Source organism: Actinacidiphila sp. DG2A-62 (genome assembly GCF_035825295.1).
Classification (GTDB): Bacteria; Actinomycetota; Actinomycetes; order Streptomycetales; family Streptomycetaceae; genus Actinacidiphila.
The window spans coordinates 5,568,081-5,583,194 of sequence record NZ_JAYMGI010000002.1; the positions used below are offsets into that span (position 1 = coordinate 5,568,081).

The 15,114-nt window shown below is 73.4% G+C and carries 10 protein-coding genes and 2 pseudogenes; 11 read left to right on the forward strand and 1 reads right to left on the reverse strand.

Features of this window, described 5'->3' with window-relative positions:
• Positions 1-241: 241 nt before the first annotated feature.
• The 4 genes and pseudogenes from VSR01_RS25080 (at position 242) to VSR01_RS25095 (ending at position 5,715) form a co-directional block, all read left to right on the forward strand.
• Positions 242-1,462, forward strand: a complete 1,221-nt coding sequence (locus VSR01_RS25080; protein ID WP_326451380.1) for an acylneuraminate cytidylyltransferase — start codon at positions 242-244, stop codon at positions 1,460-1,462.
• 71 nt (positions 1,463-1,533) lie between these two features.
• Positions 1,534-2,499 (forward strand): N-acetylneuraminate synthase family protein, encoded by a 966-nt coding sequence (locus VSR01_RS25085; protein ID WP_326451381.1) that lies wholly within the window; start codon positions 1,534-1,536, stop codon positions 2,497-2,499.
• 104 nt (positions 2,500-2,603) lie between these two features.
• A pseudogene (locus tag VSR01_RS25090) lies at positions 2,604-3,791 on the forward strand (hypothetical protein).
• Positions 3,792-4,119: 328 nt separating this feature from the next.
• The gene (locus VSR01_RS25095; RefSeq protein WP_326451382.1) at positions 4,120-5,715 is read left to right on the forward strand and encodes a glycosyltransferase; all 1,596 of its coding nucleotides are present in this window, start codon (positions 4,120-4,122) and stop codon (positions 5,713-5,715) included.
• A 42-nt stretch (positions 5,716-5,757) separates the two neighbouring features.
• Here VSR01_RS25095 and VSR01_RS25100 read toward each other — a convergent pair whose 3' ends face one another.
• Positions 5,758-6,327 (reverse strand): Uma2 family endonuclease, encoded by a 570-nt coding sequence (locus VSR01_RS25100; protein WP_326451383.1) that lies wholly within the window; start codon positions 6,325-6,327, stop codon positions 5,758-5,760.
• Between the two features lie 313 nt (positions 6,328-6,640).
• Between VSR01_RS25100 and VSR01_RS25105 the strand changes: the two genes are divergently transcribed.
• The 7 genes and pseudogenes from VSR01_RS25105 (at position 6,641) to VSR01_RS25135 (ending at position 15,077) form a co-directional block, all read left to right on the forward strand.
• Positions 6,641-7,894, forward strand: a complete 1,254-nt coding sequence (locus VSR01_RS25105; RefSeq protein WP_442785536.1) for an amidohydrolase — start codon at positions 6,641-6,643, stop codon at positions 7,892-7,894.
• A gap of 214 nt (positions 7,895-8,108) precedes the next feature.
• Entirely contained in the window at positions 8,109-9,137 is a 1,029-nt protein-coding gene (locus tag VSR01_RS25110; protein ID WP_326451384.1) for a BMP family lipoprotein, read from the forward strand.
• A gap of 161 nt (positions 9,138-9,298) precedes the next feature.
• A pseudogene (locus VSR01_RS25115) lies at positions 9,299-10,926 on the forward strand (ABC transporter ATP-binding protein).
• Positions 10,923-12,032, forward strand: a complete 1,110-nt coding sequence (locus tag VSR01_RS25120; RefSeq protein ID WP_326451385.1) for an ABC transporter permease — start codon at positions 10,923-10,925, stop codon at positions 12,030-12,032. The pseudogene VSR01_RS25115 and the gene VSR01_RS25120 overlap by 4 nt, the downstream one beginning before the upstream one ends.
• Positions 12,029-13,315: an ABC transporter permease gene (locus tag VSR01_RS25125; RefSeq protein ID WP_326451386.1), complete on the forward strand. Its 1,287-nt coding sequence runs from the start codon at positions 12,029-12,031 to the stop codon at positions 13,313-13,315. The genes VSR01_RS25120 and VSR01_RS25125 overlap by 4 nt, the downstream gene beginning before the upstream one ends.
• Positions 13,312-13,728 carry a cytidine deaminase gene (locus VSR01_RS25130; RefSeq protein WP_326451387.1) on the forward strand — a complete coding sequence of 139 codons (417 nt, stop codon included), beginning with the start codon at positions 13,312-13,314 and terminating at the stop codon, positions 13,726-13,728. Before VSR01_RS25125 ends, VSR01_RS25130 begins: the two co-directional genes overlap by 4 nt.
• 59 nt (positions 13,729-13,787) lie before the next feature.
• A complete protein-coding gene (locus VSR01_RS25135) occupies positions 13,788-15,077 on the forward strand; it encodes a thymidine phosphorylase (protein ID WP_326451388.1) in 1,290 nt (429 codons plus the stop codon).
• The last annotated feature ends 37 nt before the right edge of the window (positions 15,078-15,114 follow it).

Genomic DNA, 15,114 nt, shown 5'->3' on the forward strand with positions numbered 1-15,114 from the left:
CCGGTGGTCCGGATCGAACCGAACAGCCCCTTCGGGCCGGTGACGACCTGCGGGCCGCAGACGGGCTGGTGGGGGTACCTCCCGGACGGAGTCTGGGGGAGCAGTTCCCCGCGCCCCTGAAGAACACGCCCGGCGCCGGGTCGGCCGGGAGACCCACGCCCCTGATCGCAGCGCCCGGCGCGGCGCTGGGCCGCGGGGGCGCACCCGTGAACGCAATCGCAACGATGACAGGAGCCACCGCATGAGCGAGACGCACCCCGGAACGGGGGAAACGGACCACCGCAGCCGGAACGTCCTCGCGGTGATCCCCGCGCGCGGCGGCTCCAAGGGCGTGCCCGGGAAGAACCTCGCCGCGGTCGGCGGCATACCGCTGGTCGCGCGGGCGGTCCGCGCGTGCCGCGGGGCGCACCGCGTCACCTCGGTGGTCGTCTCCACCGACGACCCCGCGACCGCCGAGACCGCTCGCGCCGCCGGCGCCGACGTGGTGCTGCGGCCCGCCGCCATCGCCGGGGACACCGCGACCAGCGAGGCCGCGGTCCTGCACGCGATGGACGCGCACGCCGTGACGACCGGCGCCGCCGCCGACGTGGTGCTGCTGGTGCAGTGCACCAGCCCCTTCCTCACCAGCGAGGAGATCGACGACTGCGTCGCCGCGATCACCGAGGGCGGCGCCGACACCGCGCACACCGTCGCCGCGTTCCACGGCTTCGTCTGGCGCGAGGACGCCGGCCCGCAGGGGGCGTTCGGCGTCAACCACGACCGGGCGACCCGGCCGCGGCGCCAGGACCGGCCGCAGGATTTGCTGGAGACCGGCGCCGCGTACGCCATGCGCGCCGACGGCTTCCGCGTCTCCAACCACCGCTTCTTCGGCCGCACCGCGCTGATCCCCACCGACCCCGCCCGGGTGCTGGAGATCGACGAGCCGGCCGACCTGGCCAGGGCCCGCGCGCTGGCGCCGCTGCTGGACCCGGCCGCGACCACCCCGGGCCGCGACGAGATCGACGCGGTCGTCCTGGACTTCGACGGCACCCAGACCGACGACCGGGTGCTGATCGACGCCGACGGCCGCGAGACGGTCGCCGTGCACCGCGGCGACGGCCTCGGCATCGCGGCGCTGCGCCGCGCCGGGCTGCCGGTCCTGATCCTGTCCACCGAGACCAACCCGGTCGTCGCCGCACGGGCCCGCAAGCTGCGGGTCCCCGTGCTGCACGGCATCGACCGCAAGGACCTCGCACTCAAGCAGTGGTGCGAGGAGAACGGCATCGCGCCCGAACGGGTCCTGTACGCCGGCAACGACGTCAACGACATGGGCTGCTTCGCCCTGGTCGGCTGGCCCGTCGCCGTCGCCGGGGCCCACGACGTGGTGCGCGCCGCGGCGCGCGCCGTCACCACCGCGCACGGCGGCCAGGGAGCGATCCGCGAGATCGCCGCGTGGCTGCTCGGTCCCTCGCTGGACCGCTGAACCGCCGCACCGCCGTACCGGCGGGAACCGCAGCCGCATCCCCACGACACCGAATCCGAAGGAACATCCCCGTGACCTCTCCGCAGAACACCCTCCCGGCCAACCTCCGCGCCGTCGGCTCCCGCCACATTGGCAACGGCCAGCCCGTCTACGTCACCGGCGAGATCGGCATCAACCACAACGGCGACCTGGAGAACGCGTTCGCGCTGATCGACGCGGCCGTCGCCGCGGGCTGCGACGCGGTGAAGTTCCAGAAGCGCACCCCGGAGATCTGCACCCCGCGCGACCAGTGGGAGATCGAGCGCGACACCCCCTGGGGCCGGATGACCTACATCGACTACCGCCACCGGGTGGAGTTCGACGAGGACGGCTACCGCGCCATCGATGAGTACTGCCGCAAGCGCGGCATCGACTGGTTCGCCTCCCCGTGGGACGTGCCGTCGGTGGAGTTCCTGGAGAAGTTCGACGTCCCCGCGCACAAGGTGGCCTCCGCCTGCCTCACCGACGACGAGCTGCTGCGCGCGCTGCGCGCCACCGGCCGCACCGTCATCCTGTCCACCGGCATGTCGACGCCCAAGCAGATCCGGCACGCCGTCGAGGTCCTCGGCAGCGACAACATCGTGCTCTGCCACGCCACGTCGACCTACCCGGCCAAGCACGAGGAGCTCAACCTGCGGATGATCAACACCCTGCAGAACGAGTACCCGAACGTGCCGGTCGGCTACTCCGGCCACGAGGTCGGCCTGCAGACCACGCTCGCCGCGGTCGCGCTCGGCGCGGTCTTCGTCGAGCGGCACATCACCCTCGACCGCGCGATGTGGGGCTCGGACCAGGCCGCGTCCGTGGAGTCCCAGGGCCTGGAGCGCCTGGTGCGCGACATCCGCATCATCGAGTCCTCGCTCGGCGACGGCGTGAAGAAGGTCTACGAGGGCGAGCTGGGCCCGATGAAGAAGCTGCGCCGGGTGCCGGGCGTCGTCGCCGAGGCCGAGGCGCGCGCCGCGGCCGACGCGGACTCCGCCGCGACCGCGTCGGTCTGACCGGACGACGGACGAGCGGGAGCGCGGGGCCCATGACCGGACAGCCCGGACAGCCCGGACAGGCCGTACGGCCCGACGACGCGGGGACGCATCCGCCGGAGCAGGTGGCCGGCGGACGCCGCCCCGCGCCGGGCGCCGGCACGGTCGCCCTGGTCGAGTCCCCGGTGCAGCTGCTCAACGTCCTGGAGTGGGCGCACGTGCGCCCGCCCGAGCCGCCGGTGGTCCCCGCCGCCCGCAGGGGCGTCGCGGGCCCGGCCGCCGGGCCCGCGGACGCCGGCGCGAGCGGCCCGGGCGGCGACGGCGCCGGTACGGCCGGCGGCGGTGAGGGCGACGCCGGTACGGCCGGCCCGGCGCCGGACCGCTGCTGATCGTCGTGCTGTCGCCGTCCGACCCGACCAGCCGCGGCCAGTTGCGCCGGATGGCCGAACTCGCCCGCGACGAGGGGGTGGTGGTGCGCTGGTACGAGGCCCGCGGCGGTCGCGGCGGACTGCTGCGCACCGCGTTCGCGCTCGCCCCGACGCTGCTACGGGTACGCCGCCTGGTGGTCGGCGACCCCTTCTCCCGGCTGGTGCAGGTGCTGTTGCCGCTGTGCCGGCGGGCGAAGGACCTCACGGTGGTGGACGACGGCACGGCGACCATGGAGTTCACCGAGATCCTGGCCCGCGGCGGCCGGCTGGTGCGCTGGCACCGCAGCGGCCACCGCAGGTCCCCGGCCGACGTGGTCCTCGGCGTCTTCTCCTCCGCCGCGCGGCGCCGGCTCACCCGGCAGGCGGCGCCGGGTGGAGCTGTTCAGCGCGATGCCGGCGTCGCCGCCGGCCGGGATGGCGCTGCGGGCCAACCGGTTCGCCTGGACCCGCAGCCGGTTCGGGCCGCCGCGCACCCTCCAGGGCACCGACCTGGTGGGCACGTCGCTGGTCGAGACCGGCGTGGTCGACCCCGAGCGCTACCTCACGGTGGTCCGCGGGCTGGCCGAACGCCACGGCGCCAAACGGTACTTCGCGCACCGGCGGGAGGCGGCGGACAAGCTGCACCGGCTGGCGGCGGAGACCGGCCTGGAGATCGTCCGGCCCGACCTGCCGCTGGAACTCGTCGCGCGGCGCGGGCCGATCGGGCGCTCGGTGCTGTCGTTCCCGTCGACGGTCGTCCACACGCTGCCGCTCGCGCTGGCGGGGACCGGGGTCGACGTGGTCGTCGTCGACATCGACGCGGAGTGGCTCACCCCCGCGGCCTCCCCCCGCGCGCACACCTTCCTCACGACGATCACCCAGTCCGCGCACAACGCTGGGCGCTGAGCCGGTCAGGGGCGGGGGTTGCGTCGACGCTGGGCGTCAGCAAAGAGGGGGCGCGGGGAACTGCGCGACCAGCCTCCCCCAGGGCTTCGCCTGGGAGGTGCCCCCTGCGGCCCGCAGGTCGTCACCGCCCCGAAGGGGCAGATCGGTCCGATCCGGACCACCGGCCGTGGTGGGTTGCTCGCGCAGTTCCCCGCGCCCCTGGGGCGCAACGTTGAGCGCGAACGGAACCCGCGCCCCTGATCGGCGCAGCGCCGAGCGTCAAGACGGCGTTCGCCGGGGGAGGTGCGGACGTAACCTGTGGATCATGTTCGTCCGGTTGAGTGCCCGAATGGCGGGCACCTTACCCAACCCCACGCGCCCACCGCGCACCACGCACATCGCCGTGCTCTCGACCGCCGTCCTGGACGGCGACTCCCGCGCGCGCCGGGTCGCGACCGCCGCGCGCGACGCCGGCTACCGCGTCACCCTGATCGGCCGCGCCGGCCCGACCCCCGACGGCCCGGCGCCGAGCGCCTCCGCGCCGCGCGGAGCCGCGCCGGGCGGAACCGGAGCGCCGCGCGAGGCGACCGCGCCGCCGGGCGTGGCCGTCCGCCACATCCGGGTGCGGGACGTGCTCCGGACGCACCGCGAACGCCGCCCGCACCCCGTCCCGCGCTGGCCGCTGGCCTACCGCAGCGCCGAGGCGTACGACCACCGGACCGCCCAACTGGCCGCCGCCCGCGCCCTGCTGGCCACCCGCGGCGCGGAACTCGCCCTGGTGCACCGCCCGTTGCCGCTGCTCGCGGCGGCCAGGACCGCGTACATCCTGGCCTGGCTGCGGCACGGGCTGCGGGCCGGCTGGGTCAGGGTGCGGGCCGCCCAGCACCGCGCCGCCGTGCGCCGGCGCCGGCACCCCACGACACGCCTGGACAACCTGCTGACCGCCGCCACGCGGCTGCTGCTCGGCCGCCGGGCCTGGCGCCGGCTGGACCCCGGACTGCTGGACGAGGAAGTCGCGTTCGGGCCGGTCCTGGACACCGTGCGCCCGCACCTGATCCACGCGCTCGGCCACCGGGCGCTGGGCGTGGCGATCCGGGCGGCGCTGCGCGCGGAGGCGTCCGGGCACCGCATCGAGGTGGTGTGGGACGTGCCGCCGCGCACCCCCGAGGCGGACCGCAGGGCGCAGGCGGCGGCCGAGGCGCACGAGCGGACGTTCGCGCGCGAGGCGGACGGCGTGGTGACCGTCGGCGACCGGCTCGCGGCCGAACTGCGCGCCCGGCACGGCCTGTCGGCCACCCCCACGGTCGCCCGCAACACCCCGCCGCTCACCGAGCCGCCCGAGCACCCGGCGGGCGGGGTGCGGGCACGCTGCCGGCTGGCCGCGGACGTGCCGCTGCTGGTGCACACCGGGCCGGTCACGCCGGACCGGGGAGCGGCCACCGTGGTCGAGGCGCTGCCCAAGCTCTACGACCTACACGCCGCCTTCGTGGTGCCCGACCCGGCTGACGCGGAGCTGGCCGCGCTGCGCGAGCGCGCCGCCCAACTCGGCGTCCACGCACGGCTGCACGTCCTGCCGTACGTCCCCGTCGAGGAGGTGCCGGCCTTCCTCGCCTCGGCCGACATCGGCGTCCTGCCGGTGCGCCAACTCCCGTACCACCAGCCGGTGCTGGCCTCCCGCTACTTCGAATACGCGCACGCCCGGCTGCCGGTGGTGGTCAGCGACGTGCGGGCGATGGCCGCGGCCACCCTGGAACTCGGCAACGGCGAGGTGTTCCGCGCCGGCGACACCGCGGACTTCGTGCGCGCGGTCGGCGCGATCCTCACCAACCCCCGCCGCTACCGCAAGTCCTACGACCGCGCGGACGTCCTGCGCCAGTGGTCCTGGCAGACCGAGTCCGCCCCCCTGCTGGACCTCTACACCCGCCTCCTCGGCCCCCGCCGCTGACCCCGGCTGCCGACCCCGCCGCCCGCGGGTTCGGCGAGGCCCTCACGGAGTGATCTGATCGAGGTCCAGGGTGATCTCGAACGGGACCGTGCGGTGCAGCGCGTGGCGGAAGATGCCGGCCGGGGCGTACGCGCCGGTGGGGCGGTCCAGTTCGTAGACGTGCACCGCGGGAACGCCGTCCTCGTCCTCGACGCACCAGTAGTGCGCGATCCCCGCCTCGGCGTACTTGTGCAGCTTCACCGTGCGGTCGCGGTGCGCCGACTCCGGCGAGACGACCTCGACGACGAGCTGGACCTCCTCGGGGGCGAACCAGGTGCGGTCGCGGTCGTACGGAGCCGTGACGACCAGGACGTCGGGCTCCGGCCGGTTCCGGGTGTCGAGCCGGATCGTCATCTCGCGGCCGACCCGGAGGCCCTGCGGCGCCTGCTGCTTGAGCGCGTTCTTGAGGAGGTCGACGAGTTCGCCGTGCCACCAGCGCTGGGGGGACATCATGAAAACGAGCGCTCCGTCGATCAGCTCGGTGTGGCGGGGCGCCTCGGTGAGGCGGTCCAGGTCATCGGCGAACCAGCCCTCCTCGCGCGGAGGGCGCATCCAGTCAGGCAGCTCCGTCATGCTCCGAGCTTATCGAGCGCGCCGCCCCCGCCGCCGCCACAGTGCCGTAACACCGGAGTCGTAAGGTGGAACCCGCGCACCGGTGCGCGGTCACTCCGTTGCCGTACGCCGGGCCGCACGGCCCCGCGTTGCCTCGCGGCGGCCTGCTCGTTGAGCGACTATGGGTGGCACCGAGCCCGTGACCCCAAAAGGGTGGGCATACCCCCGAGGATGATCCGGTATGCGCCGATCGGGCGACTTCTTCTCCTCCAGCCGCGATTCATTTTTCCCCATCATGTAAGAGGAGCCGGTCGTGGGGCATACCCTGACTGAGGTGAACGACTCACCAGCAGCGTCGTCCGACGCGTCGCCCGCAGAGCCCGCCGCCTCCGCGCCGCCCCCCGCCGCGCCCGCCCCCCTGGCGGCCCCCGTGCTGACCCCGCGGCTGCGCGCCGAGCTGATCGCGTTCCGGCGCGACCTGCACCGCCACCCGGAGCTCGGCCGGCAGGAGTTCCGCACCACCGAGCAGGTCAGGGCGCGGCTCGCCGCCGCCGGGCTCAGCCCGCGGGTGCTGCCCGGCGGCACCGGCCTGGTCTGCGACATCGGCGCCGACGACGCCGAGCGGCCGCGGCTGGCGCTGCGCGCCGACCTGGACGCGCTGCCGGTGCCGGACACCAAGAACGTCGAGTACCGCTCCACCGTCGAGGGCCGCGCCCACGCCTGCGGCCATGACGTGCACACCACGGTCGTGCTCGGCGCCGGCCTGGTGCTCGCGGACCTCGCCGCGCGGGGGCGGCTGCCGCGGCCGGTGCGGCTGGTGTTCCAGGCCGCCGAGGAGATCATGCCGGGCGGCGCGCTGGACGCGGTGAAGGCGGGCGTCCTGGAGGGCGTCGGCCGCATCCTGGCCGTGCACTGCGACCCCAAGGTCGAGGTCGGCCGGATCGGGCTGCGGCACGGGCCGATCACCTCGGCCGCCGACAGGCTGAAGCTCTCGCTGGACGGCCCCGGCGGCCACAGCGCCCGCCCGCACCTGACCACCGACCTGGTGATGGCCGCGGCCAAGCTCGCCACCGAGCTGCCGGCCGCGCTGACCCGCCGGGTCGATCCGCGCTCGGGCCTGAGCATCGTGTGGGGCCGCATCGAGGCCGGCCACGCCGCGAACGTCATCCCGCAGCACGCCGAACTGGAGGGCACCGTCCGCTGCCTGGACCTGACCGCCTGGCACGAGGCGCCCGACCTGGTGCACGAGGTGATCGACCAGGTCGCCTCGATCTACCGCGCCAAGTGCGAGATCACCTACCAGCGCGGCGTCCCCCCGGTGGTCAACGAGGCCGACTCGGTCGAGCTGCTGCGCGCCGCCATGACCGAGCGGTACGGCGCGCACACCGTCGAGGACACCGAGCAGAGCCTGGGCGGCGAGGACTTCTCCTGGTACCTCGAACACGTCCCCGGCGCCCTCGCCCGCCTCGGCGTCCGCCCCCTCGGCGACACCGCCAGGCGCGACCTCCACCAGGGTGATTTCGACGCCGACGAAGCGGCCATCGACGTCGGCGTGGAACTCTTCACCGGGGCCGCGCTGCTGTCCTGACGACCGGCCGGGCGCCCGCGGACCCGGGCGCCCGCCCGCAGCGCCCGCGGCGCCCCCGACCGGCGCGTCACCTGGGCGTCATCGGATCGAAACGTGGCCGGATTGCGTCGATCCGATAACAGGACTTCATTCGGTCTTTACGTGACATCTACGCGCGTTAAGCTCCCGGATTAGCCAGCGCCGGACGGGGCGCTTCCAACTGAAGGGGACCCTCTTGCGCCGGGTATCCAAGATCGCTGCCGCGGGTGTGGTGTCCGCGGCACTCGCGCTCACCGCGACCGCGTGCGGCAGCAGCTCCACGTCGGACAGCGGCAAGAACAAGGGCGTCGGCATGGCCTTCGACGTCGGCGGCCGCGGCGACCACTCCTTCAACGACTCCGCCGCGCGCGGCATGGACAAGGCCGACGCCGAGTTCAAGACCGGTCACAAGGAGCTGACCGCGTCCAACGGCGAGACCGAGTCCGACCGCGAGCAGCGCCTGGACTCGCTGGCCGCGGCCGGCGACAACCCCGTCGTGGCGGTCGGCTTCACCTACGGCGACGCGGTCACCAAGATCGCCAAGAAGTACCCGAAGACCACCTTCGGCCTGGTGGACTCGGTCGTCGACCAGCCCAACGTCGACAGCATGACCTTCGCCACCGAGCAGAGCTCGTACCTGGCGGGCGTCGCCGCCGCGCTGAAGAGCAAGTCCGGCAAGGTCGGCTTCATCGGCGGCGTGCACAACGCCCTGATCGGCACCTTCCAGGCCGGCTTCGACCAGGGCGCCAAGGCCACCAAGCCGTCCATCCAGGTCACCGACCAGTACCTGTACGAGACCGACACCAAGGGCTTCAACGACCCGACGTCGGCGCAGGGCAAGGCGCAGGGCATGCTCGACAAGGGCATCGACGTGATCTACTCCGCGGCCGGCCTGTCCGGCGACGGCTCCATCCAGGCGGTGGCCGGCAAGCCCGGCGCCTGGGCGATCGGCGTGGACTCCGACCAGTACAACGACCCGGCGCTGGCGAAGTACAAGAACTCGATCCTCACCTCGGCGATCAAGAACGTCGACGTGGCCGTGTACGACCTGATCAAGTCCGTGCACGACGGTTCGCCGAAGACCGGCACCACCACGTACGACCTGAAGAACAACGGCGTGTCGCTGGCCACCTCGGGCGGCTTCCTCACCGACATCCAGTCGCAGATCGACGCCGCGAAGCAGAAGATCGTCTCCGGTCAGATCACGGTCAAGTCCACTCCCTGATCCCGGGAGTGCGCACGAGGCTCGGCGGGGGGTGCCGCGACCACCCCGCCGAGCCTTCGCTTTACGTGCCGATAGGGCAACGCTACGCGCGTAGAGATGATTTTCCGCGATACGTTCGGGCCCACGCCCCGCCCGAGCCTTTCCCCCGAGGAGAGTGCGCCATCAACGCCTCCACCAGCCCACCCGCGTCACCGGCCGGCGCCGCCCCCGCCGGCGCGCCCGCCGTCGAACTGCGCGGCATCACCAAGCGCTTCCCCGGCGTCGTGGCCAACCACGACATCGACATCACCGTGCGCAGCGGCACCGTGCACGCCCTCGTCGGCGAGAACGGCGCGGGCAAGTCCACCCTGATGAAGATCCTCTACGGCATGCAGAAGCCGGACGAGGGCACCATCGCGGTCAACGGCGAGCAGGCCGTCTTCCACGACCCCGGCGACGCCATCGCCCGCGGCATCGGCATGGTCCACCAGCACTTCATGCTGGCCGACAACCTCACCGTGCTGGAGAACGTCGTCCTGGGCAGCGAGAAGCTGTACGGGATCGGCGGCCGCGCCAAGGCGAAGATCCGCGAGATCTCCGACGCGTACGGCCTGGGGGTGCGGCCCGACGCCCTCGTGGAGGACCTCGGCGTCGCCGACCGGCAGCGGGTGGAGATCCTCAAGGTCCTCTACCGCGGCGCGCGCATCCTGATCCTCGACGAGCCCACCGCGGTGCTGGTCCCGCAGGAGGTCGACGCGCTCTTCGACAACCTGCGCGGCCTGAAGTCCGAGGGCCTGACCGTCATCTTCATCTCGCACAAGCTCGGCGAGGTGCTGTCGGTCGCCGACGAGATCACCGTGATCCGCCGCGGCACCACCGTCGGCGAGGCCGACCCGAAGCACACCACCACCAAGCAGCTCGCCGAGCTGATGGTCGGCAGCGAACTGCCGTCGCCGGAGACCCGCGAGTCCACCGTCACCGACGAGCCCATGCTCACCGTCGAGGGCCTGCGGCTCGCCGTGGTCGACGCCGAGGGCGTGGAGCGCAAGGTGCTGGACGACATCTCGTTCACCATCCACAAGGGCGAGGTGCTCGGCATCGCGGGCGTCGAGGGCAACGGCCAGGCCGAACTGGTCGAGACGATCATGGGCATGCGCATCCCGGACGGCGGCGGCCTGCTGCTGGACGGCCGCGACATCGCCCAGGCGCCCACCCGCAAGCGCCGCGAGGACGGCATCGGCTACATCCCCGAGGACCGGCACCGGCACGGCCTGCTGCTGGAGGCCCCGCTGTGGGAGAACCGCATCCTCGGCCACGTCACCGAGCGCCCCAACAGCCGCGGCTTCCTGATCGACGCCGGCGCGGCCCGCCGCGACACCGAGCGGATCGTCGCGGAGTACGACGTGCGCACCCCCGGCATCGAGGTCACCGCGGCGTCGCTGTCCGGCGGCAACCAGCAGAAGCTGATCGTCGGCCGCGAGATGAGCCACCTGCCCAAGCTGCTGATCGCCGCGCACCCCACCCGGGGCGTCGACGTCGGCGCGCAGGCGCAGATCTGGGACCAGATCCGCGAGGCCCGCCGCGAGGGCCTGGCGGTGCTGCTGATCTCCGCCGACCTGGACGAGCTGATCGGCCTGTCCGACACGCTGCGGGTGATGTACCGGGCCGGCTGGTCGCCGACGCCGACCCGGCCACCATCACCCCCGAGGAGCTGGGCTCCGCCATGACCGGCGCGGCCTCCGGCCACCTCGCATCCGAGACCGACGGGCAGTCCGGGGGAGCCGGGGCACCTGGGGGAGAGGACCGATGAAGAAGTTCGACAAGGACCGGCTGCTGCTGGCCGTCGCCGCCCCCGTGCTGGCCGTCGTCGGCGCGCTGATCGTCACCGCGCTGGTGCTCGCCGCCACCGGCAAGCAGCCGTTCGACGCCTTCCACGTGATGCTGACCTACGGCAGCAAGTCCGACAGCCAGGTCTACATCCTCAACAAGGCCACCACGTACTACCTGGCCGGCCTCGCCGTCGCGGTCGGCTTCCGGATGAATCTGTTCAACATCGGCGTGGACGGCCAGTACCGGCTCGCGGCCTTCTTCGCCGCCGCGGTCGGCGGCGCCCTGTCGATCCCCGGCGCCATCGAGATCCCGGTCATCATCCTGACCGCGATGGCCGTCGGCGCGGTCTGGGCGGCCATCGCCGGCGTGCTGAAGGTGACCCGCGGCGTCAGCGAGGTCATCTCCACGATCATGCTGAACTCGCTGGCCGGCATCGTGATCGGCTACTTCCTGCAGGACGGCCGGCTCGGCGTGCTCGACAAGAACGCCAACATGGTCTCCACCAAGCCGCTGCCCTCCTCCAGCCACCTGTTCAACTTCCACACCTCCACCGACCCGGTGGTCGGCTTCATCGTGATCGCGGCGGTCGTCGGCGTCATCTACTGGTTCGGGCTGTCCCGCACCCGCTTCGGCTTCGACCTGCGCGCGGTGGGCCGCTCCCAGTCCGCCGCCGAGGCCTCCGGCGTCAGCGTCAAGCGCATGGTGGTCACCAGCATGCTGATCTCCGGCGCGATGGCCGGCCTGGTCGGCATGCCCACCCTGCTCAACCAGTCCTACGACTACGGCACCGACTTCCCCGTCGGCATCGGCTTCACCGGCATCGCGGTCGCCCTGCTCGGCCGCAACAACCCGATCGGCGTCGCGGTCGGCGCGCTGCTGTGGGCGTTCTTGGAGCGTGCCTCCAACGGCCTGGAGTTCGAGGGCTACGACAAGGAGATCGTCGGTGTGATCCAGGGCGTCATCGTGCTGGCCGTGGTCATCGCCTACGAACTCGTCCGCCGCTACGGACTCACCCGGCAGCAACGCCAGGTCGGCGCGGAACTCGCGGCCGCCGGCTCCGACGACAAGCAGGAGGTCACGGCGTGAGCGCCACCGCAACCCAGACCCCGCCGCCGGCCGCGCCGCGGGTCGAGCGGCCCAGCACCGGGCGGCTGCGGATCACCCCGGCGATCATGCTGCTGATCGTGGCCGGCGCGCTGATCGTGGTCTCCGCGGTCCGCGCGGTCACCGGCGCGGAGGACATCACCTCGGCCGGGCAGGTGGCCGGCGCGCTGTCCGGCGCGGTGCCGATCGGCCTGGCGGGCCTGGCCGGCCTGTGGTCGGAGCGGGCCGGCGTGGTCAACATCGGCCTCGAAGGCATGATGATCCTCGGCACCTTCTTCGGCGCGTGGGCCGGCTGGCAGACCAACCCGTGGATGGCGGTGCTGGCCGGCGTCCTCGGCGGCGCGGTCGGCGGCCTGGTGCACGCGGTGGTCACCGTCACCTTCGGCGTCGACCACATCATCGCCGGTGTCGCGATCAACATCCTGGCCACCGGCGTCACCACGTACCTGGCCAAGAAGCTGTTCACCACCGGCGACGCGGTCGAGAAGGGCGGCACGCCCAAGCAGTCGCCGCCCATGACGGACATCAAGCACTTCACCGTGCCGGGCCTGTCGCACTGGCTGGGCGACCTCCAGGCCCACCACTGGTTCCTGGTCTCCGACCTGGCCGGGATCGTCGGCGGCCTGGTCACCAACATCTCGTCGCTGACGCTGCTGGCGGTCGTGCTGTTCGTGCTCACCTTCTTCGTGCTGTGGCGCACCTCGTTCGGGCTGCGGCTGCGCTCCTGCGGCGAGAACCCCACCGCGGCGGAGTCGCTGGGCGTCAACGTCTACACGTACAAGTACGTCGCGGTGATCGTCTCCGGCGCGCTGGCGGGCCTGGGCGGCGTGTTCCTGGCCATCCAGACGCACTTCTACCTGGAGGGGCAGACCGGCGGCCGGGGCTACATCGGTCTGGCCGCGATGATCTTCGGCAACTGGCGGCCCGGGGGCCTGGCCGCGGGCGCCGGCCTGTTCGGCTACGCCGACAGCCTCCAGCTGCGCAACGGCGGCGACTCGGTGCACGCGCTGCTGCTGCTGATCGCGCTGCTGCTGGTGGTCATGGGCGCCTGGAAGCTCTACCGCAAGGCGTACGTCTCCGGGTCGATCTCGGTGGCCTTCGCGGTGCTGCTCACGGTCTGGTACATGCTCACCGACTCGGTGCCCGACGAGGTCGTGCAGGGCACGCCGTACGTGGTCACGCTGCTGGTCATGGGCCTGTCCGCGCAACGGCTGCGGATGCCCAAGGCGGACGGGGTGCCGTACCGGAAGGGGCAGGGCGGATGACCCGGCCCGCCGCCAGCACGCCGGCCGACGTGGACTGGGAGGCGCTGCGCGGCGCCGCCCGGGAGGCGATGGAGCGGGCCTATGTGCCCTACTCCCGCTTCGCGGTCGGCGCGGCGGCGCTGGCCGACGACGGCCGCACGGTCGTCGGCTGCAACGTGGAGAACGCCTCGTACGGCGTCGGGCTGTGCGCGGAGTGCGGGCTGGTCTCGGCGCTGCACGCCTCCGGCAGCGGCAGGCTGACCGCGTTCACCTGCGTGGACCGGCACGGCAACGTGCTGATGCCGTGCGGCCGCTGCCGGCAGCTGCTCTTCGAGCACGGCGGCCCCGGTCTGCTGATGGACACCGTCAGGGGCCTGCGCACCCTGGCCGAGGTGCTGCCGGACGCCTTCGGCCCGGAGGACCTGGGCCGCTGACCCGCGCGGGCGGGGCCGGCGGGACCGGCGGCGACAACGAACGACAGGAAGTTGTGCACGTGGACGTCATTTCCGTCATCCGTACCAAGCGCGACCGCGGGCGGCTCAGCGACGAGCAGATCGACTGGGTCGTCGACGCCTACACCCGCGGCGCGGTCGCCGACGAGCAGATGTCGGCGCTGGCCATGGCGGTGCTGCTGAACGGCATGGACCGGGCCGAGATCGCCCGCTGGACCGCGGCGATGATCGCCTCGGGGGAGCGGATGGACTTCTCCGCGCTGTCCCGGCCGACCGCCGACAAGCACTCCACCGGCGGCGTCGGCGACAAGATCACGCTGCCGCTCGCGCCGCTGGTCGCCGCGTGCGGCGCGGCCGTCCCGCAGCTGTCCGGGCGGGGCCTGGGCCACACCGGCGGCACCCTGGACAAGCTGGAGTCGATCCCCGGCTGGCGCGCGTCGCTGTCCAACGACGAGATGCTGTCGGTGCTGGACGGCGTCGGCGCGGTGATCTGCGCGGCCGGCGACGGGCTCGCGCAGGCCGACAAGAAGCTCTACGCGCTGCGCGACGTCACCGGCACGGTCGAGGCGATCCCGCTGATCGCCTCCTCGATCATGTCCAAGAAGATCGCCGAGGGCACCGGCTCGCTGGTGCTGGACGTCAAGGTCGGCAGCGGCGCCTTCATGAAGTCCCTCGACGACGCCCGCGAACTGGCCGCCACGATGGTGGGCCTGGGCGCCGACCACGGGGTGCGCACGGTCGCGCTGCTCACCGGCATGTCGGTGCCGCTGGGCCTGACCGCGGGCAACGCGCTGGAGGTCCGCGAGTCCGTCGAGGTGCTGGCCGGCGGCGGCCCCGCGGACGTCGTGGAGCTGACCCTCGCGCTGGCCCGGGAGATGCTGGACGCCGCCGGGCTGCCGGACGCCGACCCGGCCCAGGCGCTGGCCGACGGCTCGGCGATGGACGTGTGGCGGCGGATGATCCGGGCGCAGGGCGGCGACCCGGACGCCGCGCTGCCGGTGGCCCGCGAGACGCACGTGGTCCCCGCGCCCGCCTCGGGCGTGCTGACCGCGCTGGACGCGTACGCGGTGGGCGTGGCGGCGTGGCGGCTCGGCGCGGGCCGGGCCCGCAAGGAGGACGCGGTGCAGGCGGGCGCGGGCGTGCAGTGGCACGCCCGGCCCGGCGACCGGGTCACCGCCGGGCAGCCGCTGCTGACCCTGCACACCGACACCCCGGAGAAGTTCGCCTACGCGCTGCAGGCGCTGGAGGGCGGCTACGCGGTGGCGCCGCAGGGATCGGAGCAGGCCGCGGGCTTCACCCCGGACCCGCTGGTGCTGGACCGGATCGCCTGAGCGGCGAGGGGGGCGGCCGGTCAGGTCGGCCGCCCCA